We start from the raw sequence: 24306 nt of genomic DNA, 5'->3' as shown, positions 1-24306 counted from the left end.
GCCATCCCACGGACCGGCGCACACCCTTTCAGATGGAGCGCGTCTCCGCTTGAGCCGCCCCTCCGCCACTCATTGCGCAAAGGTATCGCGCCAGCGCTCCAGAAACCGCGCGGCTTTCATCGTGTCGGTCGCGACCAGCAGCGGCGGGCCCAGTGCGATGAGGCGTTGCAAGGTCAGCGTCTCGTCGCTGTCGCTGCCGCCCCCGTCATTCGCGATCGGGTCGATCAGCTTGGTCTGCGCCAGCGCCCGTTGGCCCGCGGGTGAGAGCAGAAAATCCAGCAGTTTGGCGGCGGTCGGATCTGGCTCGGGCCCCGGAAGGTAGGCCGCGCGCGAGAGCACCAGCGTGTAATCGGCGGGCGCGATGATACCCAGATCGGGATTGTCGCGCGCCGCCTGCGCCGCGTAGGAGCCGAGGATGTTGTAGGCGATCAGGTAGCGGCCGCCCGCGACACCGTCGATGATCTCGGCCGAGCAGCAGGTCGCGACCGCGCCGGAGCGCGCAAAGGCTTCCATCAAGCCGCCGAAGGTGCTGGCCTCTTGGCTGTCGAGAAAAGCGAAGAGGAACCCCAGCCCGGAATCCGCTATGTCATAGGTCGCGATCTTGCCGGTATAGGGCGATTGCGCGGGCCGCAGCAGGTCGACCAGATCGAAACGCGTGCGCGGCACGTCCTCGGGCGGAACCAGCGCGCGGTTGTAGATCATCACCGCGGGTTCGCGCGAGATGCCCCAGACCTGATCGCGCCAGCGCAGATCCTTCGGCAGTGCCGTCGTCTCGGGCGAGATCCATGTGGCGGCGCAATTGTCGTTCACCAGCTTGACCACATGTTGCACGCCCGAGCTGATCACCAGTTCGGCGCCGGGCTTGCCCTTCGCGCAATCGGCCTCGGAGATATCGTAGAGGTCGTTCGAGCCCCATTGCTCGAACCGGATCGCGAGGCCGGGCTGGGTGTCGAGAAACGCCTTGATCGCGGGGGCGAGGATATTGACGTCGGTCGTGGTGCGCAGGGTGATCTTGCGGGCGGGCTGATCTGGGCCGAAGGTGCGGACGGCCTCGGGCTCTGCGGCCAAAAGGGGGACGCTCAGGCACAGCCAGAGCGACAGGGACAGGAGCATGCGGATCATGATGCCTCCTCGGCTCGGGGCAGGGTGATCGCGATGGTGAAGCCTGCCGCATCGCTTTCCATCTCCAGCGTGCCGCCATAGGTCTCGGCCACCGATTGCGCAATGGCGAGACCCAGCCCGCTGCTCGCGCCGCGCCGCCGCGTGTCCGTGCGCCCAGGCGCGAAACGCTCGCCCAGGCGCGCGCGCAGTTCGGGGGAGGGGCCGGGCCCCGCATCGCGCACCCAGAGCCGGGCGCGCCCGTCGCGCAGCTCCGCGCCGATGGTGACCGGGGCCTCGCCATGCGCCAGCGCGTTGCCGAGCAGGTTCTTCGCCGCCTCCGAGAGTGACAGCTCATCGGCCAGCACGGGCACCTCCGCCTCGGCGATCTCCAGCCGGATGTCGCTGCCCGGCGCGAGAGCCGCATGATCGCCTTCCTCGAAGATATCCAAGGCGATGTTGCGCAGATCGACCCGCTCGCGCCGCGCACTGTCGGCGCGGTGGATCACAAGCGCGCGCGACAGCATCTGGTCGAGCAGGCGGCTCAGCCGCACCGTTCCGGAATGCATCTTCGCGACGATCTGGTCGCGCCGCGCCGGGTCGTCTTCCTCGGCGGCGAGGTCGGATTGCGCGCGCAGGGCGGCGACGGGTGTCCGCAACTGATGCGCGGTGTCCGAGATCAGGCTTTTCATCGTGGCGAACTGCCGGTCGAGCCGCCCCATGAACCCGTTCGTGGCCTGCACCAGCACATCGACTTCGCGCGGGACGGCGGCGCGGATCGGGGTCAGGTCCTGCGGATCGCGTTCCGAGATGCCATGAGCCAGCCGCTCCAGCGGGCGCAGCGCGCTATGCACGATGATGATGGCGAAAGCGAGCATGGCGATGCCGCCGACCGCCAGTCCGCCAAGTGCGTTGCGAGTGATGCTGAGCGCAAGCTGGGTGCGCGCCCGCAGGGTTTGCCCCACGATCACCTCCACCGTGCCGGAGAACTGGCGTTCCGCGAAACGGCGCGTGACCCGGATGTAGCGCGCGGGCTCTCCCTTGAAGCGCGCATCGTAAAGCTCCGAGTCCTGTGCCGTCGTGTTCGGGCGGGGAAGGTCCTTGTAGCCTGTGAGCACCGCGCCTTTAGGCCCGCTGACCTGATAGGCGATGCGGTCGTCGGGGGCGAGGGCCAAGAGTTCGAAGGCTGAGACCGGAAGATCGACCACCGGCGCGCCGTCGCGGATCGAGATCGAAGCGGCGATGTCATTGGCGGCCCCCACCAGCAACCGGTCGAAGGCGTCGCGGGCCGCCGTGCGCCCATAGGCGAAGGCTGCGAGCGCGAGGATCAGCCCGCCGACGATCATCAGCCCCGACAGCCCGGTCACCAGCCGCGCGGTCAGGGATCGCGTGGCGGCGAGGCCGGTGTCGTGGGAGCGGGCGCCGTCAGACATCGCCGCCGCGCGCCGCCAGACGGTAGCCGCGTCCGCGCAGGGTCTCGATCTCGACCCCGCTGCCGGTAAGCTTCTTGCGCAGCCGAGCAATATAAAGCTCGATCGCGTTGTCGCCCGGCACGGCGTCGTCGAAGGCGTAAAGCCCCTCGTGCAGCCGGTCCTTCGACATCACTTGCCCCGCATTGCGCATCAGAATTCCCAGCAGCGCGAATTCGCGGCCCGTCAGTTTCAGCGCCTGATCCCCGACCGAGGCGCTGCCCGCCGTTGCGTTGTAGCGCAGATGTCCGAGTTCGAGATCGGCGGAGCGGTCGGTCGCCTGACGTCGCCCGATCGCATGAAGTCTTGCTTCCAACTCACGGTGATCAAAGGGTTTTACGAGGTAGTCGTCCGCCCCGAGCTGGAAGGCGGAGATCTTGTCGTCGACCGAGAATTGCGCGGTCAGCATCAGCACCGGCATCATCGCGGCCTGCGCGCGCATCTCGCGCAAGAGGTCGGTGCCGCTGCCATCGGGGAGGTTGATGTCGAGGATCACCGCGTCATAGGCCTGCACCGCCAGAAAATCGCGCGCCTCCTCTACGGTGGCGGCGAGATCGCAGGCCATGCCGGACCGCGCAAGCCGACGCTGCGTGGCCTCGGCCAGTTCCTCGGCATCCTCCACTAGCAGAAGCCGCATCCATCCTCCCCGTTTCGGCTCCGAACCTGTGACAGGTTCGTGACAGGTTCAAGCGGTAAAACCCGTCCCATAGCCCGCTGCGGGAGGCAACGGGCGGACAGTGGAGGATATACCATGGCTTTTAAACTCATGCGCGCGGCGATTGCTGCCGCGGCGCTCACCGTCGCGACCGGCGCGTCGGCACAGGAATGCATCGCACCGGCGAACCCCGGCGGCGGCTGGGACTTCACTTGCCGTCAGGTCGGCAAGACCATGCAGGATCTGGGTCTGATCGACTCGACCATGCAGGTCGTGAACCTCGCCGGCGGCGGCGGTGGCGTGGCCTTCGCCGAAGTGGTGAACAAGCGCAACGACGACGATAACCTGATCGTCGCGGCCTCCTCGGCCACCGCGACCCGTCTGGCGCAGGGCGCCTATCCGGGCAACTCGATGGATCAGGTCCGCTGGGTCGGATCGATCGGCGCGGATTACGGCGTGATCGCCGTGGCTGCCGACAGCGACATCCAGACGCTTCCGGAACTGCTCGACAAGATCAAGGCCGACCCGAACTCGGTCTCCGTCGCGGGCGGCTCGGCCGTGGGTGGCTGGGACCACCTCAAGGTTCTGATCGCGGCTGACGCTTACGGCATCGACGATGTGCGCAAGGTCAAGTACATCGCCTTCGACGGCGGCGGCGAAGCGGTGACCCAGCTTCTCGCGGGTTCGGTCCAAGCCTTTACCGGCGATCTGTCGGAAGCCAAGGGCTTCGTCGATTCCGGCGATATCCGTGTGATCGCGGTGCTGGCACCCGAGCGTCTGGACGGTGAATTCTCGAAATTCCCGACCGCGAAAGAGCAGGGCATCGATGCGATCGGCGCCAACTGGCGCGGCTTCTACGCACCGGGCGGCATGTCCGACGAAGCCTATCAGGCTTGGGTCGACAAGGTCGGCAAGCTCTACGCTTCGGACGAGTGGAAGCAGGTGATGGCGGCCAACGGTCTGGCCCCGCTCGACCTGCAGGGCGCCGAATTCGAGGCCTTCGTCGAGAAGTCGGTCCAGCAGATCCAGGACATCTCGCGCCAGATCGGCATCATCAAGTAAGCGAGACACCCATGCGCGCGGCGGGCCCAAGGGCGCCGCCGCGCCTTCATTTCAAGGGAGGGGATCATGAGTGATCGCATCTTCGGCGCCGTCGGCCTGTGCCTCGCGCTGTTCTACGGCTGGGCGACGCTGCAAATCCAAGAAAGTTTCCTGTCGGATGCGGTGGGGCCGAAAACCTTTCCGCTGGTGATCGCGGTGATCCTCGGGCTGGCTTCGCTCGCGATCCTGCTCAAGCCCGATCCCGACCCGGTCTGGCCGAGCCTCTCGCGGCTCGCTGAAATCCTCGCCGCCGTCGTGGTGATGATCCTCTATGCGGAATTCCTGCCCATCGCGGGCTTCCTGATCGCGACCGCTTTTGCCAGCGCCTACCTGACATGGCGGCTGGGCACGCGTCCGCTGCAATCGGTCGTCGTCGGCGTCGCCACCTCGATCGGTATCTACGTAATTTTCAAGCTGGTGCTGGGCCTCTCGCTCGCCAGCGGCCCCTTCGGTTTCTGAGGTGAAATGATGGACACCCTGATGTCACTCGCAGACGGTTTTCACACCGCTCTGACCTTCGAAAACCTGCTGCTCGCGCTTTTGGGCACGTTCCTCGGCACCATGATGGGCGCGCTGCCCGGCCTCGGCCCGTCCAACGGCGTCGCGATCCTGATCCCGCTGGCGTTTACGCTGGGGCTGGGGGCAACGCCTTCGCTGATCTTGCTCACGAGCGTCTATTACGGGGCGATGTATGGCGGGAGGATCAGTTCGATCCTGCTGAATATTCCGGGCGACGAGCCCGCGATGATGACCTGTCTCGACGGCTACCCGATGGCCAAGAAGGGGCTTGCGGGCGAGGCGCTGTCGCTCTCGGGTATCGCAAGCTTCGTGGGTGCTTTCATCGCCACCTGGGGCCTGATCCTGCTGGCACCGCAGCTGGTGAAATTCGCGCTGCTGTTCGGTCCGGCGGAATATTTCGCGCTGTTCGCGCTGGCCTTTGCCACGCTGGGCGGCGTCTCCTCGACCAATCAGGCGAAATCGGCCTTCGCCGCGATGCTGGGCCTCGGCCTGTCGGTGATCGGGGTGGACACGCAGACCGGCGTGCCGCGTCTGACCTTCGGCGAGGTGCACCTCTATGACGGGCTCGATTTCCTCGTCGCCATCGTCGGTCTTTTCGCGCTGTCGGAAGTGTTCATCTTCCTCGAGCACCGCCACGGTTCGGCCACCGGCGCGGGTCACAAGGTCTCGGTCGGGCGCATCACACCCCCGTGGAAGATGGTGAAAGAGACGACGCCGACCATGCTGCGCTCGTCGCTCTTGGGCTTCGTCGCGGGCGTGCTGCCGGGGGCAGGGGCGTCGCTGGGCTCCTTCATCTCCTACTCGATGGAGAAGAAGCTGGTGGACCGCAAGAACACCTTCGGCACGGGCGACCCGCGCGGTGTGGCCGCCCCCGAGGCGGGCAACAACGCGGCAGCCGGCGGTGCGCTTGTGCCGATGCTGGCGCTCGGCGTGCCGGGCTCGGGGACGACGGCGGTGCTGCTCGCGGTGCTTCTGTCGCTCAACATCACGCCCGGCCCCTTGCTGTTCCAGAACAACCCCGATGTCGTCTGGGGCCTGATCGCGGCGCTCTTCATCGCCAACTTCATGCTGCTTGCGATGAACATCCCGATGGTGGGCATCTTCACCCGCGTCCTGATGATCCCGCCGCGCATCCTGATGCCGATCGTCGCGATGGTGTCCTTCGTGGGGATTTACGGGATTTCCGGCTCCAGCTTCGATCTGCTGGTGATGATCGGCTTCGGCGTGATGGGCTGGGTACTGCGCAAGCTCGACGTGCCGCTGGTGCCGATCATTCTCGGCACCCTTCTGGGCAACACGATGGAGAACAACCTGCGTCGGGCGGTCACGATCTCGAATGGCGATTACGGAACGCTGGTCGGCAGCCCGCTGGCGATCGGTCTGTGGACGGTGGCGATTGTCGGCTTCATCCTGCCGCTGTTCCTCGGGCGCTTCGTGAAAGCGCGGATGCATGAGCGCCGCGATGACGAGGGTGCGATCGAAGACTGATCGCACCCCCAAGCGCAGGCACCGCACCTCCCCCGCGGTGCCTGCGCCGGATTGAAGGCAGGGGCGGCGGTGGTCAATCCGCCGCCCCCTTTTTGCCTCCGATCCGTTACTGCGTGGTCCAGCCACCATCGACCGGAATGGACGTACCGGTCACGTTGTGCGCGATCGGCGCACAGAGCCAAAGCGCGAGCGCCCCGATCTCGGACGGGTCCGAGAGACGTCGCGTCGGCTGCTTCTCCGCCAGAAGATCCGCGATCCCCGCGGCCCGGTCGCCGCCATGGGCTGCTGCGCGTTCAGCGATCTGCGGCCCGAGAATGTCGGTCTCGGTCCAGCCCGGGCAGATGCAGTTCACCGTCACGCCGCCCGCTTCACGCGTGCCCGCCTGCGCATATTCCAGCGCCGCGACGCGGCTCATGCCGACGAGGCCGAATTTCGAGGCGACATAGGGCGCCTTGTTGGCCGAGGCCACAAGCCCATGCACCGAGGCGATATTGATCACCCGCCCGTAGCCGCGCTCGGCCATGTCCGGCATCGCGCGGCGCATCGTATGGAATGCACCCGAGAGGTTCACCGCGAGCACCGCGTTCCAGATCTCGGGCGTGGCGTCGGCAAGGCTGGTGGTGCGCTGGATGCCTGCGTTGTTCACGAGGATATCCGCGCCGCCCCACTCCGCGACCGCGTCCATCATCGCGTCGATTTGCGTGGGATCGGCCATGTCGGCGTCGAAGAACTTCACCTCGGGCGAACCCGCCTTTTCCAGCACCGCCGTCGCCTTGGCGATCTGCGCCTCATCGGCCAGCCCGTGCAGCGCGATACGCGCGCCCGCCTCGGCCAGCGACTTGGCGATGGCGAGCCCGATCCCCTGCACCGAGCCTGTCACCAGTGCGGTCTTTCCCTCCAGTTGCGACATCAATCCTCCTCCGTCACCAGTTTGCGCAGCTCGGTCTTGAGGACCTTGCCGTAATTGTTCTTGGGAAGCTGCGTCACCACGCGATACGCCTTGGGGCGCTTGAACCGCGCGATCTGATCGCAGCAATGTCGATCGAGGGCGGCGGGGTCGATCTCGGCTCCCGGCGCGGGCGTGACGAAGGCCACGACGCTCTCACCCCATTCCGGGTCGGGTTTTCCGACCACCGCGACCTCGTGGACGGAAGGGTGCAGCAGCAGAACCTCCTCGACCTCGCGGGGATAGATGTTGGTGCCGCCCGAAATGATGACATCCTTGGAGCGATCCTGCAGCGTGACGAAGCCGTCCGCATCCATCGTGCCCAGATCGCCGGTCCAGAGCCAGCCGCCGCGAAGCGCCTTCGCACTCGCCTCCGGGTTCTGCCAGTAGCCCGACATCACCGCCGCGCCGCGCACGAGGATCTCGCCGGTCTCGCCAGCGGGCAGGGGGCGGCCATCGGGATCAGCGATCCGCACCGAGACCGGGCTATGCGCGAGCCCGACCGAGGCCAGTCGTTCGCGCCAGCGCGGGTGGGTGCGATCCGCCACCAGCTCGCGCGACAGGGCGGTGATCGTCATCGGGCTCTCGCCCTGGCCGTAGATCTGCACGAAGCGCGGCCCCATCACCTCGACTGCCTCGATGATATCGGCGACATACATCGGCCCACCGCCATAGACGATGGTCTTGATGCCCTCGCCGGTTTGCCCCGCGGCGCGGGCGCGGTCCACCAGACGACGGATCATGGTGGGGGCGGCGAACATCGAGACATGTTGCAGCTTCGGCGCGAGGTCGAGAATTTCGTCGGCCTCGAACCCGCCCGAGCGCGGCACCACATGGCGCGCGCCGCGCATCACATGGACGAAGTTGTAAAGTCCCGCGCCATGCGACATCGGCGCGGCGTAGAGGATCGCGTCCTGCGCCTCGACGCTGTCGACGTCCGAGAAATACCCAAGACACATCGCCTGCACATTGGCCGAGGTGATGCACACGCCCTTGGGCCGCCCGGTCGTGCCGGAGGTGTAGAACAGCCAAACCGTCTGGTCGGCGGCGATCTCGACCGGTGCGAGCATCGGGGCATGACACAGAAGATCGGCATAGGCCGGGCCTCTCAGGTCCACCGTCTCGACGCCCAAATCGCTTTCCGGCCCCCCGGTGAAGGCAAGCTTCGCCTCGGAGGCTTCAACGATCCATGCGGCCTCGCGCGGGTGCAGCTTGCCGTTGATCGGCACCGCCACTGCACCTGCGAACCACGCGCCATACATCGCCTCGAGATATTCCGGGCAGTTCTTGGCGAACAGCGCGACGCGGTCGCCCGGAGCGATCCCTTTCGCGACCAGCGCTGCCCCGATCCGGGCGGCGCGGTCGGCGAATTCCGCATAGGTGGCGCGCAGCTCCTCGCCCTGCAGCAGCGCGGGGGCGTCGGGGGTGCGGATCGCGCTGCGGATCAGCCACTCCGCCGGGTTCATGCCGCGCGCTCCGCTTCGAGGATCGAGCAGTAATTCGCGACGCCCGAGCCGCCCATATTGAAGACGCAACCCAGTTCCGCGCCGGGCAGTTGCATCTCGCCCGCCTGACCGGTGAGCTGCATCGCGGCCAGCACATGCATCGACACGCCGGTCGCGCCCACGGGATGCCCCTTGGCCTTCAGCCCGCCCGAGAGGTTCACCGGAAGCTTCCCGTCGCGCAGCACGAGCCCGTCGTCGATGGCGCGCGCGCCGGCGCCTTGCGGCACCAGCCCCATCGCCTCGTAGACGAGCAATTCCGCGATGGTGAAACAGTCATGGACCTCGGCGAAAGAGAGATCGTCGACACTCACGCCCGCCGCCGCATAGGCGCGGCGGAAAGCCTCCGCCGGGCCCTCGAAGGCCAGCAGATCGCGGCGCGACATCGGCAGGTAGTCATTGACCTGCTCGGCGGCGCGGAAACCGATGGAATTGGCGAAATCGCCCGCGCGGTCGTCCGCGACCATGACCAGCGCCGCCGCCCCGTCGGAGATCAGCGAGCAATCGGTCATCCGCAGCGGCGGGGCGATCATCGGGTTCTTGTCGCTCACCGTGTTGCAGAACTCGAACCCCACATCCTTGCGCATCTGCGCCAGCGGGTTGGCGAGCGCATTGTGGTGGTTCTTCGCCGCGATCCGGGCCAGCGCGGCCGAGCGGTCGCCATGCGCCTGATAATAGGCCTGAGCGAAGCGCGCGAAAATCTGCGGGAAGGAGACGCCCGCCTCCTCCATCTGGTAAGACGCTCCGGCGAGCGCCTCGGTGACGCCTGCGGTGTCCTTCGCGGTCATCTTCTCGGCCCCGATGACCAGCGCGGCCTTCACCCGGCCCGAACGGATCGCATCGCGCGCGGCATAGATCGCAGCCGAGCCCGACGCGCAGGCGTTCTCGACGCGGGTCGCAGGCGTGAAGCGCAGCTTGTCGTCGATCCCCAGCGCCAGCGAGCTTGCGAACCCGTCCGGCACCAGCCCGGAGTTGAAATGCCCCAGCCAGATGCCGTCGATCTCTGCCGGGTCGATCCCGGCGTGCTCCAACGCGTCGCCGCCCGCTTCGAGAACCAGATCCTCGAGCGTGCGCCCCTCCAGCTTGCCGAATTTCGTATGGCCCCAGCCGACGATCTTCGCGTCCATGCGGCTCTCCTCCCAATGGTTCTCCGTTGCGGCGGAGACTAGCGCAGGGGCGGCACGACCTCTATTCGTAGAACTACGCTATCGGGAGAAGAGGATGGAGCAGGACCTGCTGGACAGCGATGACATGGCGGTGCTGGCCTTCGATCATGCTCCGGTCGGGCTGGCGGTCACCCGCAATCGGGTGATCGAGCGGTGCAACGCGCGGTTTTGCGAAACCTTCGGCTATGCCGAAGACGAGTTGCCGCAGCGCTCGCTCGCGGTGCTCTACCCGTCGCAGGAGGAGTTCCTGCGCATCGGCGAGATCGGGTTGCGGCGGATGCGTGAGACCGGGCGCTATGCCGATGAGCGGATCATGCAGCGCCGGAACGGGGCACTGTTCTGGTGCCGGGTGCGCGGGCAATCCCTTACGCCGGACGATCCTTTCGCGCGCGCGGTCTGGAGCTTTGCGGATCTCTCGGAATCGCGCCCCGTCGCCGATCTGACGGCGCGAGAGCGGCAGGTGGCCGCGCTTCTGGCCGAGGGGCAGACTAACAAGGAAATCGCGCGGGCGCTGGAGCTGTCGCCGCGCACGGCAGAGGCGCATCGCGCGCGGCTGCAGGCCAAGCTCGGCGCGCGCAACACTGCCGAATTGGTGGCGCGGCTGACGGGGCTGCCGCTGTAAGGCTTATTCCAGATGAAAAAGGGGCGCCCGAGCGCCCCTTCGAATTCGCTCCCTCGTCAGGGATTGGGTTCGGGTTCCCGTGGGGCGCCGTTCTTGGGCGACAGTTTGCTCTGGATGATCGCGAGAGCGCTCGACAACGAGGCGGCCTCACGCGAGCTTGTCGCCTCTTCGGGGAAGACGTAATTGCCGTCCGCGATGCTCTTGGCATCCCGTGCGAGCCGCTCGACCGGGCGCAGCAGCAGCTTGAGGAAGACCAGCGTCACGATCAGCATGCACAGCGCCGCAGCCGCGACCGTCGCCAGCGTCACCTGCGTCAGCATCGGAAGATCGGTCGAAACGTTGTCGCGGCGCAGGACCGCGAAGACCCGCCAGCCGAAGTTGGGCAGCTCGTCCTCAACGAAATTCGGTGCGAAAGCATAGGTTTCCCCGTTCTTGTCGTCCACGATGTGGAAGACGCCGGAGGACTTGCTGCGCAGGCTCGCGCCCGATGTCAGATTGTCGGGGAGGGGGGTGCCGTGGTGACGGGTGTCGATCACGGTATCGCCGTTGATGTCCTGCACGACCACGTCGATGCCAAGCTCCTTGCTGGCTTCGAACAGGAAACTGCGCACCCACGCGATCCGCACGCGGTAGACCAGCACACCGGCCTTCTGTCCGTTCGCGCCTTTCACCGGGGTCGAGAGGTTCAGGTAACGCTCCGGCTCGCCAGTCTGCGCATTGGTGATCACCTCGGTGATGGAATCGATCGACGGCACGCGTATGCCGTCGCGGAACCACCGCTTGGAGCTGACATTCTTTCCGACGTCATAGCCGTTCGAGCCGGAGATGATCGTGCCATCGGGCGCGGCGAAGCCTGCCCAGGCGACCTGACCGCCGGTCCGCGAGACGGCGTCCATGAACCTGTCGATGTCGTCTTGCGTTGCAGAACCGAGGGCCCGCGCCACGGCGTGCATACTGTCCCATTCCCGCGTCAAAGCCGTGTTGAAGCTGAGCGCGATCGCGTCCGAGCCTCGGAGGACCAATTTGTGCTCGATAGCTACCTGGTACTCGTGGGCCCGGTCCGAGACGATCTTTGCGACGAAGACTGCAGTCGCGGCCACGACAAGTACCATCGCCATAGCGGTACGCAGGAAAATGCCCCCGAGATTGTGATTTCGACGCATGGTCATCCTCGTTTCAATCCTAAGTTATGTACAGGAGGGAACGCCTATAAGTCATAGTTAATGGTTAATTACGGCGAGAAAGTGGTGTCGGGTTGTTGTTGTGAACCTTTTTGCGGGACCGGGGTCAGGCCGCTTGCAAAGCGCAAATCGACGCCGAACACTCGCCATCGAAGGATACGCCTTGTTCCCGTATTGGACGGTGCTGAAAAACAAGAGTTTCCCTGAGGTTAAGGGGAATCAGAGGAGGCCGCCAAGGTCTCAGGCAGAGCTATACAGGATTCGCAGAATGCACAAGATTCACTGGCTGAGCGTCGCGGTCGCGACGTCGCTGACACTGTCGCTAGGGCCGGTCTTGCCCGCCCGCGCAGACGGGACGTTCTTGCAGGCCGATCTCGGGACGAACACTTCCGATGCGGTGTTTGCGATATCGCGCGGCAAGGTGAGTTTCGGCGCGAATTTCTCCGATTACGAGGGCGGCTGGTCGACCGGGGCCGTAGTGACGCGTGACTTCGCGCTTGGGGGAAGCGGAACGCTGAAGGTCGGGCCCAGCATCGGGCGGACGCTGTCGGACGATAACTGGCGACTCGGGGTGCGGGCGGGACTGGAACACTATTCGCCGACTCGATTCGGGCATGTCTTCCTGCTGGCCCAGTACAACACGATCGATCAGGATTGGTTCGCGCTGTTTCAGGCCGGGAATCGCTCCGGTCTGGGGCTCGAGCTTTCGGCGGGGGGAAGCGACACTTATTCCGAGCGGACGATTGCGGTGACCCAGAAAATCGGCGACGGGCCGGTCTCGATCCGGGCTGGCTGGCGGGCCTTCGCCAAGGAAGCCTTCGTGGGTCTTTCCATCAACACCTATTGATGCCTGCCGTCGCAGGGTCACTCGTCCGACGAGTATTTCGGCAGGAAACGGCGGTAGATGTCGTGCAGGAGGGCGCCCGGGCGGACATGGCTGACGCCGGGCTCGTCACCTTCCGCGTAGAAGCGCACGAAGAGCTGTTCGCGCTGCTCCTCGGTCGGGAGCAGCTGCAACCGCGCGCCGTCCCGCGTCTTCGCGATGACGTAGCACTCGATCGGGCCGGTGATCTGGTCGATCGTCAGTTTGCCGCGGGTCTGTTCTGGTAAGGTCAGGCCGCGAAGGCGCACCGTGTCCATCGTGAAGGAGGTCATCCAGACCCAGTATTCCACGCCGTCGGAGTCGAAGGAAATCCGCTCGGGCTTGTCCGCGACATGGATTTCCCGCCGGGGCAGCTCAACACAGGCGCGACAGGTCGCGGCGAGCAGGAACAGATTGTAGATGGTCCAGAACAGGATCACCCATTTACCGTCCCCCGCGTCGAAATAGGCGAAGCGATCCCAGATGATCCCGATCAGAAGGCCGCCCAGCGTCAGGAAAAGCAGGATCAGGAAGGGCATCATGATCCGCCACTGCACGACGACTTTCGACCGATCCCCGCCTTTCGCTGTCACCGAGAACGGGTGGCCATGGGGGCGCAGCAGACCTGTGAAGGCGGCGCGAGCGATCGGGATCGCGCCGATCAATTGGCTGACATCGTTCAGGATCGGCACGACCATACCGCGGCTGAGCATGTTGAGCGTCATCAGGCTCCATAGGTAGTAGACACCGAAATAGCTCAGTACGTCCGCGAGGCCCGCATTCACCACCGTGATGTTGAAATACCAGTAGAGCAGCGGATAGCAGATCGCCGCGATCCGGAAGGGGAAGGTCGTGGTCCAGTAGAGGATCGAGTCGATCACGCTCCAGCGGTCGCGCAGGCGCAGGTTGCTCTTCGAGAACGGTCCGAGCGAGGAGCGCGCGATCTGCATCAGGCCGAGGCACCAGCGGGCGCGCTGAGTGATGTATTCCTTGAGCCCTTCCGGGGCGAGCCCCTCGGTCAGCGGCTCGGCCAGATAGACGGTGCGCCAGCCCGCGTTCTGCAACGCCAGCGTCAGCATGAAATCCTCGGTCACGCTCTCGGTGTTGAAGCCGCCGATCTCGCGCAGCGCGCTCCAGCGGCAGACCGAGGAGGTGCCGCAACAAAAGGCGATCCCCCAGCCGTCGCGCGACGGCTGCATCTGATCGAAGAAGAAACGCTGCTCGTCGGGATAGGAGCTGTCGAGGCGGAAATTGTGCTGGATCGGGTCGGAGTTGAAGAAGTGTTGCGGCGTCTGCACGAGCCCCACTTCGGGGTCGTGAAACAGCGCCAGCGTGCGTGAGATGAAGCCGCGATGGGGCACGAAATCCGCATCGAGGATTGCGACGAAGTCGGGCTGCACCTCTTCTTCGGCCAGCCGGTCCAGCGCGTGGTTGATATTGCCCGCCTTCTGCCCTTCGTTGTCGGCCCGGCGCATGTAGCGCACGCCCTTGGCCTCGCAGAAATCGCGCAGCCAGTCGCGGCGGCTGTCGTCGCAGACGATGATCGTCTTGTTGCGGTGACGCAGGAACTTCGCGCCCACGATGGTGCGTTCGAGAACGTCGCGATCCTCGTTATAGGTGGCGATCAGGATCGCGACGAGCGGCTCTCGCTCGGTCGGGAGATTGACGTATCGATCCGCGTCCTCGCTGCGCAGCTTGATCCGCGACAGGACCAGAAAGGCGCTGAGCGAGCCGATCATGGTGAGACCTTCGAGTGCATAGAGCGACCAGCTCGCCAGCGCGTCCAGCGTCAGGCCGGGCGGGGCGAGGGTCTCAGTTCCGCGCCACCAGATATAGCGCAGCGCCAGAACGGCGCTGATCCCCAGCAAGACCGTGCGGTGCCAGTTGCGCCGCGTGTTGACGAAGCTCGGCAGGATGGCCGTGATGCCCACCACGAGGATGAGCTGCATCGCCGCCGAGCCAAGCTCTCCCAGTTGCGGATAGAAGAACATGCCGTCCCGTCCTCAGCGCAGGAAGTCGAGGGGGCGGCGCTCGAAGAATACCCGCCCGGTCCGCCCCACGGGACAGTCGAGATCGGGATCCGATTTCAGTTCCGGGACGAGAAGGGTCACATCGTAACGCTCGAGATGTTCCTTGTTCGGCGCGATCGCGAGATGCTGGTAGACCTCCGCCGCGCCACTCCCTGCGAGCCGGGCGACCGTCGCGTCGTAAATCCTGTCGCGCGAGGCCAGTTTGAACGTCGCGGAATCGCCCACCTTGAGGCTGTTATAGACCCCTTCGCTCACCGAGGCGGTCACCAGCGGGACGTCGCAATCGACGAGCTCCATGATCGGATCGCCCCGCTGCACCGTCACGCCATCCGCCTGCAGTGTCTCCCAGTAGATCCCGTTCGCAGGCGAGGTCACATGGCTGGAGGACATCGTGGTCACCCGCGTCTGTTCCTGCGCGCGGCGGTCTTCCAGCGTCTTGAGGCGGGTCTGGGCCTCCGTGAGGTTCGCTTCGAGCGAGGCGATCGCCCCATCCAGATCGGCACCGCGCTGTTCGGAGCTCGGCGCGTCGTTATAGCCGTCGCCGAGAAAGACGCCCGACTTGGCCGCGTCGAGCGAAATTTCGAGCAGCGCCACGTCTTCGCGCGCCTGCATCAGAGGAGCGGTGTCCGTGGTGGCGGGCGGGGCGGTCTGCGCAACCTTGGTCGCGCTCGTCTCCGAGCCTTGCGCCTTCGGCTGGAGCCGGTCGAGCCGCGCGCGGGCGAATTTCAGCTTGGTCTCGATCTCGGCAATGCGATGTTCACGATAAATCTTGGTGCGCTCGCCATAGGATTTGCGTTGCGCCCGTTTTGCGCCGAGATCGCTCTTGATACGATCGACGGTCGCCTGCGCGTTCGCAACCTCCATCCGCAGATCGTCGAGCCGCGTCCTGTCGGGCAGGCTGTCATCTACAGTGGCAAGTCGTTCGCCCTTGGCGACATCCGCGCCGAGCGGGCGCTTCGGCATCGAAAGCTTGCCCGCAGTGCTACTGCGTACGGTGACGACGGGCGCATTGACGACGGCGTCGGCACTGACGCCCGACATCTGCTCTCCGACGATGACCCAAAGAGCGCCCGCGACGAGGACAAGGCCGATGACGGGGCGTAGCGTTTTCAATTCGAGGCTCCTCGAGAATGCGCGTTTCAGCGGGGCGGGGCGATGACGCCAGACAACTTATAAACGTAACGTAATTGCAAGATGCAACCCAAGGCCGATAGGGAAATTTGATCTGTGATCTATGCGCTATGCCCATGCCGCTGGCGGTGGCGGCAGCGGCGGCGTTGGGCGGGCGCCTTGCCTGAACTATCCGTCGATAAGATGAGGGCAATTCACGCGTCCGTGATATGCTTCTTCCTCTCAGGAGGAGGATTCATCCATGACCGACCCAGCCAATGCGCGTCGCTTGACGGCGGCCGATTTCGACCAGGAACTTCTCGATCTTTATGACTATTATGTCCATGGCAAAATCTCGAAACGGGAATTTCTCGACCGCGCGGGGAAATGGGCGGTGGGTGGCCTGACCGCCGTCGCGATTCTCGGGGCGCTCGCGCCGAATTACGCGCTCGCCCAGCAGGTGGCCGAGGACGATCCCGACATTCAGGGCGAGGACATAACCTATCCCAGCCCGAACGGCACCGGCGAGATCACCGCCTATCTGGTGCGCCCGACGCAGATCGACCCGGACAATCCGCCCGCCGCGATCCTCGTCGTGCACGAGAACCGCGGCCTCAATCCCTATATCCGCGACGTCGTTCGCAGGCTCGCCAAGGCGGGGTTCGTGGCGATGGGGCCCGATGGGTTGTCCTCTCTCGGCGGCTATCCGGGCAATGACGACGAGGGCCGCGAGATGCAGCGCAGTCTCGATCAGGGGGCGCTGCTCAATGATTTCTTCGCGGGATTTGAGTATCTCCAGACGCTCGACGGCACCAACGGCAAGGTCGGCGCGACCGGATTCTGCTATGGCGGGGGCGTGGTGAACAAGCTCGCTGTCGCCTACCCGGAAATGGGCGCGGGCGTGCCGTTCTACGGGGCCGCGCCCGACAGCGCACAGGTCGCAATGATCGAGGCGCCGCTACTGATCCAACTCGCCGCGCTCGATCAGCGCATCAATGCGATGTGGCCCGAGTATCAAAGGGCGCTCGAGGAAAACGACAAGCGCTACGAGGCTTATATCTATCCGGGCGTGAACCACGGGTTCCACAACGACACGACGCCGCGCTACGACGAGGCCGCCGCTAAGCTGGCAGAGGAGCGCATGATCGCGTGGTTCCGGACCTACCTCGCCGGGTGATCTGCCGCGCTTGCGACGTGCCGGGGGTGCGCTCGGATTTGGCGCGTGCTACGCCTCTCGCAGATCCGCGCCGAAGCGCGGAGCGGCACAAGAGGGAGAGAGGCGCGCGCATGAGAAACGGTGGTCAACTTCTGGTCGAGAGCCTCGTAGGGCTCGGTGCGCGCAAGGCGTTCGGGGTGCCGGGCGAAAGCTATCTCGCGGTGCTCGATGCGCTGCACGACACGCAAGGCACGCTCGATTTCGTGCTGTGCCGTCAGGAAGGCGGGGCGAGCTTCATGGCCGCCGCATATGGTAAGCTGACCGGGGAGCCGGGCATCTGCATGGTGACGCGCGGCCCCGGGGCGACCAATGCCTCGATCGGGGTGCATACCGCGATGCAGGATTCCGCACCGATGATCCTCTTCGTGGGGCAGGTCGGCACCGATATGAAGGGCCGCGAGGCGTTTCAGGAGCTCGATTACAAGGCGGTTTTCGGGACGATGGCGAAATGGGCGGTCGAGATCGACCGGGTCGAACGTATCCCCGAAATTCTGTCGCGGGCCTGGACGATGGCTGTGAGCGGGCGGCCCGGCCCGGTCGTGGTTGCGCTGCCCGAGGACATGCTGACCGCGAGGACCGAGGCCGCGCCGCTTGGCGCGCCCGTCCGGATCACCGAGCCGCAGCCCGATCCGACGGTGATGGGCGAACTGCGCGAGATGCTCGCCGGGGCCGAGCGTCCCTTGATCCTCTACGGTGGGTGCAACTGGCGCGGGGACGGCACGTCGCCCATTAAGTTCTTCGCGGAAGCTTCTGATATCCCTGTGCTTTCGGTCTTTCGCTATCAAGACCAGTTCGACAATAAATCACCCGTTTTCTGTGGCGATGCGGGCGTCGGGATGGCGCCGCATGTGAAGCGTCTGATGCGCGAGGCCGACGTGATCCTCGCGATCAATGCGCGCTTTGGCGAGAATACGACCGACGGCTACACGCTCTTGGATGTGCCGCAGCCCGCGCAGCGGCTGATCCATGTCCACGGCTCAGATCTGGAGATCGGCAAGATCTACCGTCCCGAACTGGGCATCCATGCCGGGCCGAACGCCTTTGCCGCCGCACTTGGCGCAATGGACCCGGTCAAAGGCGGCTGGGCCGATTGGCGCGCCGAGGGACGGGCGGCCTATGACGCTGGCTTCGATCTGCCGGAGCTGCCCTCGCCGGTCGATATGGGCAAGGTCTGCGCCTATCTGCGCGAGGAACTGCCCGAGGACATGATCCTGACCAACGGGGCGGGCAATTTCGCGGTCTGGCCGGGGCGGTTCTTCCGCTTCGGGCCGAAGGCCACGCTGCTTGCGCCGCAATCGGGGGCGATGGGCTATGGGGTGCCCGCCGCGATTGCCGCCAAGGTGGCGCAGCCCGAGCGGACCGTGGTCTGTTTCGCGGGCGACGGCGATTTTCAGATGACGTCGCAGGAACTGGCCACCGCCGCGCAGGCGGGCGCACAGCCGATCATTCTGATCCTCAATAACGGGATTTACGGCACGATCCGCGCCCATCAGGAGCGCAATTATCCGACCCGCGTGTCGGGCACGACGATGGCGGTGAACCCGGATTTCGCGGCGTTGGCGAAGGCCTATGGCTTCCACGGCGAGCGGGTCGAGCGGACGGAGGATTTCGCCGCCGCCTTTGAACGTGCGCGGGCGTCCGAGACCGGCGCGGTGCTGGACCTCGTGATCTCGCCCGAGGCGCTGACCCCGCGCCAGTCGCTCTCGGCGATGCGTTCGGCGGCACTGGAGGCGGGCAAGGGGCGCTGAGCGCCTGCCGCCTCAGAACGTCTCGACCCAGGGGCGCAGCGTGATCTCGTTTGTCCAGGCGCTGCGATCCTGCTCGATCAGTTGGCGGTAGGTCTTCGCGATCGCCTCGGGGCGCAGCATCGAGCCGGGCTCGTCCGGCGCCTCGCTGCGACCGGGGTTGAGGATCATTCCGTCGATATTCACCCAGGCGACATGGATACCCTTGGGGTGCAACTCTCGCGCCATGCTCTCCGCCAGCCCGCGTTGCGCGAATTTGCCCATCGCGAAGGGGGCGGAGCGTGCGAATCCTTTCACCCCGGCGGACGCTCCGGTGAACAGGATCGTGCCGCGAGTGCCGTCGGCGGGCTCCGCCGTCAGCATCCGGCGCGCGGCGTGTTTGCCGGTGAGAAACGCCCCGATCGCAGTGATCTCGACGGCGGCGCGGACCTCTTCGGCGTCGAGCTCCGCAACCGGGCCGCGCACCCGTCCCGAGGGGTTGTAGACCACGACGCGCGGCGGCTCTGGCAGAGCGTCGAACAGCGCCGCGATGGCGGCCTCGTCGGTCGCGTCGAGCTGCACCGTGCGCGCACCGATTTCCTCGGCCAGCGCCTGCATCCGCACGGTGCTGCGGGCTGCGAGAGTCAGGTCATAATCGGGCGCAAGCTCCCGCGCCACGGCGGCGGAAAGCCCGTCGCCCACCCCGATGATCACCGCCTGTGCCTTGCTCATGGCCTGTCCTCCTTGCTCGGTTTCGGTCCCCGCGCGCGCCGCGGATGCCCTATGACATAGTCCGGTGCGACAGGGGCCCAAACCGGGCCTCGCGTCCGCGCCAGCCACAGCTTACCCGAAAAGTTTAAGATGCGAGCGCCAGATCACGATCGGGCAGACGGCCCCGAAATCGGCGAGCCCGGCCATCGAGCAGACCAGCAGCCGGCCCGGCCAGTGGCGGCGACCGTCAGATGATCGGTCAGCAGGATTGCCTGCAGCAGGTCGCGGGCGCGCCGTCAGCAGCGCCACGCCCACGCCCTGCGTACAGGCCCGGCTGACCGTTCTGTCTTCAGGCCACGCGGCGCCAAGGCTGCGCAGGGAAGTGCACGGCCTCGCCGGTCTCGATCGAGCGTTGCACGGCCTGACCGATCGCGACCGCGGCCCAACCATCTTCCAGTGTGACCTCGGGTGCTGCGCGCTCTCCGCGCACGAGAGCGAGGAAGCCGACATGCTGGTGATAGGTGGAGCCGTTGTGATCGCCAGCGGCGAGCAATTCCTCGGGCACGGGCAACTCGCGCTCCACCGGGCCCTTCGGATCGCGCGGCGAGATCACCAGCTTCGGTACCGGCGGCAGCCCCAGATGCTCGGGCCAGAAGCGGGTCGGGCCGGGCACCAGCGCCTCGATCTTGCCGTTGGGCCCGACGGCGGTGACCTCCTCCTGATAGCGCGCGCCCTCGGCATACATGCACAGTTCCAGCATCGCCCGCGCGCCGTTCTCGAATTCGACGATCGCGAAGCCCGCGTCGAGGATGTCGGGTGCTCCGTCCTCGGAGACGTGGTTCACCGGCGCAGGAGCCGAGGCCATGACGCGCACCGGCTCGGACTTCAGCGCGAGGCGCATCAGGTCGAAGAAGTGGCAGCATTTCTCGACGAAGGTGCCGCCGGTATAGCGATTGAAGCGGTTCCAGTTGCCGACCTTGAACAGGAAGGGGAAGCGGTGTTCGCGGACCGTGAGCATAGTGATCCCGCCCGTCGCTGCCTCGGCCTCGTCAAGGAAGGCGGCGATCGGCGGCATGTAGCGATATTCCATCGCGACCCAGACCGGGGCGGGGTAGTTGTCGCGGAAGGCTTGCAGCCGCTCGGCATGGGTCGGGGCGGTGAAGAGCGGCTTTTCCACGAGCACCGGCAGCGGGCGTGTCGATGCGATTTCTTCGAGCTGTTCGAGATGGCGGAAGTTCGGGCTGGTGATGACGAGGCAGTCGAGCGCCTCCACCGCCAGAAGCTCCGCCACCGAGGCCACCATCTGCGCCCTCGGCGCGAGCGTCTGCGCGGCCTGCGCCATCTCTGCGTCGGGCTCGAAGATCGCCGCGACCTCCGCCCCGTCGAGCAGTGCGATATTGCGCAGGTGTTCCTGTCCCATCATGCCGCAGCCGATCATGCCGTAGCGAACGGGTTCCGTCTTGGTGGCGCTCATCCGAGCCTCCTCATCTCATGCGTTGAACGTAATGCGCGCGGCTGGTGTCGAACCATGTGCGCGAAAATTCGACCGGGGCAGACCCGTCGGCCCAGCTGAAGCGCTCGATATAGCCAGCGGTCTCACCGGGGCGGCAGTCGAGCTCCGACGGCCCCCAGTCCGGCATCGGGGCGAAGCTGACCCGGTCTTCGGCGCTCGCGATCCAGAAACCGAGCGCGCGTTGATAGTAGGCGTAAAGCGAGTCCTCGAGATCCTCGGCTTTCACCTCGCCCTTCGAGGCGTCGAGCCAGATTTCCTCCGCCGCGACTGGCGTCTCATCGAGGAAACGCAGGCGGCGCACCCGGCTCGCACGCGAGGCTGTGCCGAAGGCAGGCAGGTCGGCGGGCTTGTCCATCACGTCGACCGAGAGGATGCGGGCATTCGGGAAGCCGCCGCCCGAGAGCAGTTCGATCCGCAGCATGGAGTAGAAATGGTCGCGCAGGTTGCGGGTGCGGATGTAATTGCCCGAGCCTTGCACACGCTCCAGCAGGCCTTTCTCCTCGAGATCCTCCAGCGCGCGCCGCAACGTCCCCACCGCGATCTTCAGCTGCGCGGACATCGTCCGTTCCGGGGGCAGGCGCTCCCCGTCGGTGAGTCGTCCCGCCGCGATATCTCGAATCAGCATCTCGGAAATCTGCTGATAGATCGGCAGTCCGGTGCGCTCTGCCCCTTGATTTGCCTGTGTCACTTGGTCGCCCCAAAAATTGATACAGTATTGATCTATATCAAGGCGGCTGCTAAGTGAAGGGAAATCGAACGGGAATCGCGAGGGAGGAACGCATGACTGTTGTGCCGGTAAGATCGGCCGATCTCGATGCCGCGGAGGTGTCCTGGTTCTCGGCGCTTTGCTCGGATGATTATCGCTATCTGGGCCAGCCCGAAGGCGATCTGCGCTCCAGCTGGGCGCATTGCTCCGACATCGTGCGCGAAGCCGAGCGGCAGGGGTTCCGCAACATCCTGTGCCCGTCGAGCTATCAGGTGGGCCAAGACACGCTGAGCTTCGTCGCGGGTGCCAGCCAGATCACGAACCGGATGAATTTCCTCGCCGCCGTGCGCTGCGGGGAGATGCAACCGATCATGCTGGCGCGGACCATCGCCACGCTCGACCACATGCTCGAGGGGCGTCTGACGGTGAACATCATCTCATCCGATTTCCCGGGCGAGAAGGAAGAGAGCGAATTCCGCTACCAGCGCTCGCGCGAGGTTGTGGAGATCCTCAAACAGGCCTGGACCCGCGACGAGATCAATTACGAAGGTCAGATCTACAATTTCAAAGGCCTCACCACCGACCCGGCGAAGCCTTATCAGCAGGGCGGCCCGCTACTTTATTTCGGGGGCTATTCCCCGGCGGCGGTCGAGCTTTGCGCAGAGCATTGCGACGTCTACCTGATGTGGCCCGAGACCAAGGAAGAGCTGGAAGGCCGGATGAAGGTCGTCAACGAGGCCGCCGAGCGTCATGGCCGTGTGCTCGATTACGGGCTGCGGGTCCATGTGATCGTGCGCGACACCGAGGCAGAGGCGAAGGAATACGCACAGGAGCTGGTTTCCAAGCTCGATGACGAGGAAGGTCGCAAGATCCGCGAGCGGGCGCATGATGCAAGCTCGCTTGGCGTGTCGAAACAGGCGCGCAACCGCGAGATCGCGGATGAGAGCGGCTATGTCGAGCCGAACCTCTGGACCGGGGTCGGGCGCGCGCGCTCTGGCTGCGGTGCGGCGCTGGTGGGTTCGGCCGATCAGGTGCTCACGAAGCTCGAGGAATATCGCAAGATGGGCATTCGCGCCTTCATCCTCTCGGGCTATCCGCATATCGACGAGGCCCGCCAGTTCGGCCGTCTCGTGATGCCGCATCTCGACACGGTCTCGCTGCCCGAAGTCTATGGCCGCGTCCCGATGGGACCGCCCGCAACACCGCTCGCAGAAGGGGAACGCCGTTAATGGAAAAGATCGACCTCACCTCCGACGTGGCGCTCAGCCGGATCGTCTATGGCATGTGGCGCCTCGGCGACGACACCGATACCTCGCCCGCCCATGTGCGCGCCAAGATCGACGCCTGTCTGGAGCAGGGGATCACCACCTTCGACCATGCCGACATCTATGGCGGCTACACGGCGGAGGGCATCTTCGGCGCGGCGATGCGCGAGGACCCGTCGCTGCGCGATCAGATGGAAATCGTCACGAAATGCGACATCATCGTCTCGGCGGGGCGTCATTCCCACCGCAAGGTGAAGCATTACGATACCTCGCGCGCGCATATCGAAGCCTCGGTCGAGACCTCGCTGCGGGAGCTTGCCACCGACCGGATCGATCTGCTGCTGATCCACCGCCCCGATCCGCTGATGGATCATCACGAGACAGGCGCTGTGCTCGATGATCTCGTAGCCTCGGGCAAGGTGCGTGCGGTGGGCGTGTCGAACTTCCGCCCCTGGGACTGGGAACTGCTGCAATCGGCGATGAAGACGCCGCTCGTGACCAACCAGATCGAGATCAGCCTCGGCTGCCTCGCGCCCTTCACCAATGGCGACCTGGCCTTCCACCAGCGTCAGTCCCAACCCCCGATGGCATGGTCGCCGCTGGGTGGCGGCGCGCTGATGACAGGCGAGGGCCCGGTGCAGGCGGTGCTCGACGAGATCGCGCAGGCGCAGGGCGTCGATCGCGCAGCTGTCGCGACCGCTTTCCTGCTTGCACATCCGGCGCGGATCATCCCGGTGATGGGCACCAACAATCTCGAGCGCATCGCGAAGCTCTCCGATGCTTTGAAGGTTCAGATCGACAGGGAGACGTGGTTCCGCCTCTACGAGGCCGGACTCGGTCAGGAGGTCCCATGATGAACGCCACCCGCCAGTTTACCCCGCGCACCTTCGTGCCGGGCCCCGAGAACACCCGCCTGCTGCGCGACGCCTTCGGGCGGTTTGCGACAGGCATCACCATCGTGACCGCCGCCAGCGAGAATGGCCCGGTCGCGATTACGGCGAACAGTTTCTCTTCGGTCTCGCTCGATCCTCCGCTGGTGATCTGGGCCCCGGACCGCAATTCGCGACGTTTCGTGCATTTCGAGAAGGCCGAGCATTACGCGATCCACGTGCTCGCCGCCGATCAGGACGATCTCTGCTTTGCGACTACGAAGAACGCCCACGCGCTGCTCGACCACGCCTATCACCTGAACGATCACGGCGTGCCGCTGATCGACGGTTGCCTCGCGCGGTTCGAATGTCACCGCGTGGCCTGTCATGAGGGCGGCGACCACCTGCTGGTGCTGGGTCAGGTCGAGCGCGCGGTGATGCGTGACGATGGCGATGCGCTGGCCTTCTACCGCGGCCAGGTGCGGCGCATCGAGATGAACTGAGACGGCACATATACGGCCCGGGCCGCGCAGGAGGAGCGCGGCGCCGGGCC

The 24306-nt window shown here is 65.6% G+C and carries 23 protein-coding genes; 10 read left to right on the top strand and 13 right to left on the bottom strand.

Annotated elements, in window-relative coordinates; translation table 11 throughout:
* Window positions 1-69: 69 nt before the first annotated feature.
* Genes DEM26_RS11020 through DEM26_RS11010 form a run of 3 tightly spaced genes read right to left on the bottom strand, consistent with a single transcriptional unit; the run spans window position 70 to window position 3204 of the window.
* On the bottom strand, window positions 70-1122 hold the full coding sequence (locus tag DEM26_RS11020; RefSeq protein WP_109172412.1) for an ABC transporter substrate-binding protein: 1053 nt from the start codon (window positions 1120-1122) through the stop codon (window positions 70-72).
* Complete coding sequence (locus tag DEM26_RS11015; protein WP_109172411.1) at window positions 1119-2531, bottom strand: sensor histidine kinase; 1413 nt, start codon at window positions 2529-2531, stop codon at window positions 1119-1121. The genes DEM26_RS11020 and DEM26_RS11015 overlap by 4 nt, the downstream gene beginning before the upstream one ends.
* Entirely contained in the window at window positions 2524-3204 is a 681-nt protein-coding gene (locus tag DEM26_RS11010) for a response regulator transcription factor (protein ID WP_088726744.1), read from the bottom strand. Before DEM26_RS11010 ends, DEM26_RS11015 begins: the two co-directional genes overlap by 8 nt.
* A 114-nt stretch (window positions 3205-3318) precedes the next feature.
* Here DEM26_RS11010 and DEM26_RS11005 point away from each other — a divergent pair, with 114 nt between their 5' ends.
* From DEM26_RS11005 to DEM26_RS10995, 3 genes are all read left to right on the top strand, one after another.
* Window positions 3319-4284 carry a Bug family tripartite tricarboxylate transporter substrate binding protein gene (locus DEM26_RS11005; protein WP_199224664.1) on the top strand — a complete coding sequence of 322 codons (966 nt, stop codon included), beginning with the start codon at window positions 3319-3321 and terminating at the stop codon, window positions 4282-4284.
* Between the two features lie 66 nt (window positions 4285-4350).
* Window positions 4351-4782 carry a tripartite tricarboxylate transporter TctB family protein gene (locus tag DEM26_RS11000; RefSeq protein WP_075774638.1) on the top strand — a complete coding sequence of 144 codons (432 nt, stop codon included), beginning with the start codon at window positions 4351-4353 and terminating at the stop codon, window positions 4780-4782.
* Between the two features lie 9 nt (window positions 4783-4791).
* On the top strand, window positions 4792-6330 hold the full coding sequence (locus DEM26_RS10995) for a tripartite tricarboxylate transporter permease (protein WP_075774750.1): 1539 nt from the start codon (window positions 4792-4794) through the stop codon (window positions 6328-6330).
* 106 nt (window positions 6331-6436) lie between these two features.
* On the opposite strand, the gene DEM26_RS10990 is transcribed toward DEM26_RS10995, so the two are convergent.
* From DEM26_RS10990 to DEM26_RS10980, 3 genes are read right to left on the bottom strand one after another with little or no spacing between them, the layout of a single operon-like run.
* Window positions 6437-7240: a 3-hydroxybutyrate dehydrogenase gene (locus DEM26_RS10990; protein WP_075774639.1), complete on the bottom strand. Its 804-nt coding sequence runs from the start codon at window positions 7238-7240 to the stop codon at window positions 6437-6439.
* Window positions 7240-8742: a class I adenylate-forming enzyme family protein gene (locus tag DEM26_RS10985; RefSeq protein WP_109172410.1), complete on the bottom strand. Its 1503-nt coding sequence runs from the start codon at window positions 8740-8742 to the stop codon at window positions 7240-7242. Before DEM26_RS10985 ends, DEM26_RS10990 begins: the two co-directional genes overlap by 1 nt.
* Entirely contained in the window at window positions 8739-9905 is a 1167-nt protein-coding gene (locus DEM26_RS10980) for an acetyl-CoA acetyltransferase (protein WP_109172409.1), read from the bottom strand. Before DEM26_RS10980 ends, DEM26_RS10985 begins: the two co-directional genes overlap by 4 nt.
* A 94-nt stretch (window positions 9906-9999) precedes the next feature.
* Between DEM26_RS10980 and DEM26_RS10975 the strand changes: the two genes are divergently transcribed.
* Window positions 10000-10566, top strand: coding sequence for a LuxR C-terminal-related transcriptional regulator (locus DEM26_RS10975; RefSeq protein ID WP_369907795.1), 567 nt, complete (start codon window positions 10000-10002; stop codon window positions 10564-10566).
* Between the two features lie 56 nt (window positions 10567-10622).
* Here the strand turns inward: DEM26_RS10975 and DEM26_RS10970 are convergent, their stop codons facing one another.
* Window positions 10623-11735 (bottom strand): cache domain-containing protein, encoded by a 1113-nt coding sequence (locus tag DEM26_RS10970; protein WP_109172408.1) that lies wholly within the window; start codon window positions 11733-11735, stop codon window positions 10623-10625.
* A 280-nt stretch (window positions 11736-12015) separates the two neighbouring features.
* Between DEM26_RS10970 and DEM26_RS10965 the strand changes: the two genes are divergently transcribed.
* A complete protein-coding gene (locus tag DEM26_RS10965; protein ID WP_109172407.1) occupies window positions 12016-12594 on the top strand; it encodes a hypothetical protein in 579 nt (192 codons plus the stop codon).
* A gap of 17 nt (window positions 12595-12611) precedes the next feature.
* Here DEM26_RS10965 and DEM26_RS10960 read toward each other — a convergent pair whose 3' ends face one another.
* Both DEM26_RS10960 and DEM26_RS10955 read right to left on the bottom strand, forming a co-directional pair.
* Window positions 12612-14600, bottom strand: coding sequence for a glycosyltransferase (locus DEM26_RS10960; RefSeq protein WP_088735650.1), 1989 nt, complete (start codon window positions 14598-14600; stop codon window positions 12612-12614).
* A gap of 12 nt (window positions 14601-14612) precedes the next feature.
* Complete coding sequence (locus DEM26_RS10955) at window positions 14613-15752, bottom strand: HlyD family secretion protein (protein WP_109172406.1); 1140 nt, start codon at window positions 15750-15752, stop codon at window positions 14613-14615.
* 259 nt (window positions 15753-16011) lie between these two features.
* Here DEM26_RS10955 and yghX point away from each other — a divergent pair, with 259 nt between their 5' ends.
* Window positions 16012-16926, top strand: a complete 915-nt coding sequence (gene yghX, locus DEM26_RS10950; RefSeq protein WP_109172405.1) for a YghX family hydrolase — start codon at window positions 16012-16014, stop codon at window positions 16924-16926.
* Window positions 16927-17036: 110 nt separating this feature from the next.
* Window positions 17037-18713 (top strand): thiamine pyrophosphate-dependent enzyme, encoded by a 1677-nt coding sequence (locus DEM26_RS10945; RefSeq protein WP_109172404.1) that lies wholly within the window; start codon window positions 17037-17039, stop codon window positions 18711-18713.
* A 12-nt stretch (window positions 18714-18725) separates the two neighbouring features.
* Here DEM26_RS10945 and DEM26_RS10940 read toward each other — a convergent pair whose 3' ends face one another.
* From DEM26_RS10940 to DEM26_RS10930, 4 genes are all read right to left on the bottom strand, one after another.
* Complete coding sequence (locus tag DEM26_RS10940) at window positions 18726-19421, bottom strand: SDR family NAD(P)-dependent oxidoreductase (protein ID WP_075774648.1); 696 nt, start codon at window positions 19419-19421, stop codon at window positions 18726-18728.
* A gap of 111 nt (window positions 19422-19532) precedes the next feature.
* Window positions 19533-19709, bottom strand: a complete 177-nt coding sequence (locus DEM26_RS20385) for a hypothetical protein (RefSeq protein WP_158275115.1) — start codon at window positions 19707-19709, stop codon at window positions 19533-19535.
* Window positions 19710-19749: 40 nt separating this feature from the next.
* Window positions 19750-20874 (bottom strand): Gfo/Idh/MocA family protein, encoded by a 1125-nt coding sequence (locus tag DEM26_RS10935; protein ID WP_109172403.1) that lies wholly within the window; start codon window positions 20872-20874, stop codon window positions 19750-19752.
* Window positions 20875-20884: 10 nt separating this feature from the next.
* The gene (locus tag DEM26_RS10930) at window positions 20885-21601 is read right to left on the bottom strand and encodes a GntR family transcriptional regulator (protein WP_109172402.1); all 717 of its coding nucleotides are present in this window, start codon (window positions 21599-21601) and stop codon (window positions 20885-20887) included.
* A gap of 92 nt (window positions 21602-21693) precedes the next feature.
* On the opposite strand from DEM26_RS10930, the gene DEM26_RS10925 reads away from it, so the two are divergent.
* From DEM26_RS10925 to DEM26_RS10915, 3 genes are read left to right on the top strand one after another with little or no spacing between them, the layout of a single operon-like run.
* Entirely contained in the window at window positions 21694-22848 is a 1155-nt protein-coding gene (locus tag DEM26_RS10925; RefSeq protein WP_075774650.1) for an LLM class flavin-dependent oxidoreductase, read from the top strand.
* Window positions 22848-23738, top strand: a complete 891-nt coding sequence (locus DEM26_RS10920; RefSeq protein WP_109172401.1) for an aldo/keto reductase — start codon at window positions 22848-22850, stop codon at window positions 23736-23738. The genes DEM26_RS10925 and DEM26_RS10920 overlap by 1 nt, the downstream gene beginning before the upstream one ends.
* Window positions 23735-24256, top strand: coding sequence for a flavin reductase family protein (locus DEM26_RS10915; protein ID WP_369907789.1), 522 nt, complete (start codon window positions 23735-23737; stop codon window positions 24254-24256). Before DEM26_RS10920 ends, DEM26_RS10915 begins: the two co-directional genes overlap by 4 nt.
* Window positions 24257-24306 lie beyond the last annotated feature (50 nt).

The organism is Thioclava sp. NG1, from assembly GCF_003122275.1.
Lineage (GTDB): Bacteria > Pseudomonadota > Alphaproteobacteria > Rhodobacterales > Rhodobacteraceae > Thioclava > Thioclava nitratireducens.
Note: the sequence above shows the minus strand (reverse complement) of the source record. Positions and strands in the feature narration are given on the sequence as shown.